The sequence below is a fragment of the Pararhodobacter sp. genome (assembly GCF_034676075.1).
Lineage (GTDB): Bacteria > Pseudomonadota > Alphaproteobacteria > Rhodobacterales > Rhodobacteraceae > Pararhodobacter.
In genome coordinates, this window is record NZ_JAUCCQ010000235.1 from 1 (window position 1) to 1579 (window position 1579).

A 1579-nucleotide genomic window follows, 5' to 3' on the forward strand; every position below is an offset into this window, starting at 1 on the left:
TCGGGGTTCTCGTGCAGATCGTGGCGCCAGGCGGTGATCTCGGGGTGAAGTTCGGCGAGGCGGTTGCGGATTGGCATGACGGCTCCTTCGGTTTCTTCACATGTTAACGTGGCGCGGATCAAAGCCTATCGCAAGGGCGCTGTCGGTGCCCCGGCTCAGAACCGGCCATAGCGGAAGGCGGAGAGATCGTGGCCGGGATCGCCCCCGGTCGCGAGTTCCGCCAGGACCCGCCCCACAGCCGGCCCGATCCCGAAGCCATGCCCCGACAGCCCGGTGCCCAGCACCAGCCCCGGCAGCCCCGGCACCTGATCGAGGATCGGCACCACATCCGGCATCGTGTCGATCAGCCCGCCCCAGGTGGCGCGGTAGCGGATCGGCCCCAGTTGCGGGAAAGCGGCGGAAAAGGCCCTTGCGGCGCTGGCCAGCGCCTTGGCGTCGGGCCGCGGGTCGAGGATGCGCGTGGTCTCGAAGGGGCTGCGCTCCTCGGCGCTCCAGCGCCGGGGGGTGGTCCAGGCATCGGGCCAGCCGCGCGGCGCGCCCGGCCTGAGCCGCGTGGTGCGCCATTCCTTCTTCAGGATCGACAGATAGGCGCCGAAATGGCGGAAGGCATCCGGCCCCACCGGCATGACATGCGAATTGGGCGCGGCCAGCGAATAGCCGCCATCGGCGCGGCGGCGGAAACCCACCTCGTTGTCCGAGGCATTGCCGTCATGGATCAGCGGCAGCGGTTCGGTGGCACCGACCGAGGCCAGGACCGAGAGCTGCGGGATGGTCAGCCCGTGCAGCCTGAGCAACAGCGACGACCAGGCACCCCCGGCCAGCACCACCGCATCGGCGCGAATCCGGCCCTCTTCGGTGATGACGCCCTTGAGCTGCCCGCCCTCGATATCGAGCGCCCGCACCGCGCAGTTTTCCCGGATCGCCACGCCCGCCTGCGCCAGCGCGCGGGCCATCATCGGCACCGCCACCCAGGGCTCGGCCCGCCCGTCGGACGGCGTGTGCAGCGCGCCCAGCCAGCGGCCCTCGGTGGCGCCGGGGATCAGCGCCTGCGTCTCGGCCGCGCTCAGCCGCCTGGTATCGAGGTCATGGGCCCGCGCATGGGTCATGAACGCCTCATGCTCGGCCAGATCGCGGTCATTCTCGGCCAGATAGGTGACGCCCACCGTCCTGAGCCCCAGATCCGGCCCCAGCCGCTCGCCCCAGCGCGCCCAATGGCGCTTGGCTTCCAGCACCAGCGGGATTTCCGCCGGGTCGCGGCCCTGCACCCGGATCCAGCCCCAGTTGCGGCCCGATTGCTCGGCGCCGACAAGGCCCTTCTCGCAGAGCACGACCTGCAAGCCCTTGCCCGCCAGTTCCCAGGCGGTGCTGATCCCGGCGATACCGCCGCCGATCACCACCACGTCGCAGGCCAGAGGGATCGGCGCCTGATGCTCTGGGGGGCGGCCGTTGCGGAAAGGGAAGTCGTTCATGCGAAGAACCGGGCGAGGAAGGCGTTGAACCAGCGGTCGATATCGGCGTCGTGGCGGGCCATCAGGGCGTCCTGCTCGGCCCGCGTCTGGGCGCCGGGCTTGCCCCAGGG

Annotated in this window: 1 protein-coding gene; it reads right to left on the minus strand. The window is 70.9% G+C overall.

Annotated features, from left to right (window positions below; all coding sequences use genetic code 11):
• Positions 1–155 precede the first annotated feature (155 nt).
• A complete protein-coding gene (locus VDQ18_RS23565; RefSeq protein WP_323023289.1) occupies positions 156–1469 on the minus strand; it encodes an FAD-binding oxidoreductase in 1314 nt (437 codons plus the stop codon).
• Between the last annotated feature and the right edge of the window lie 110 nt (positions 1470–1579).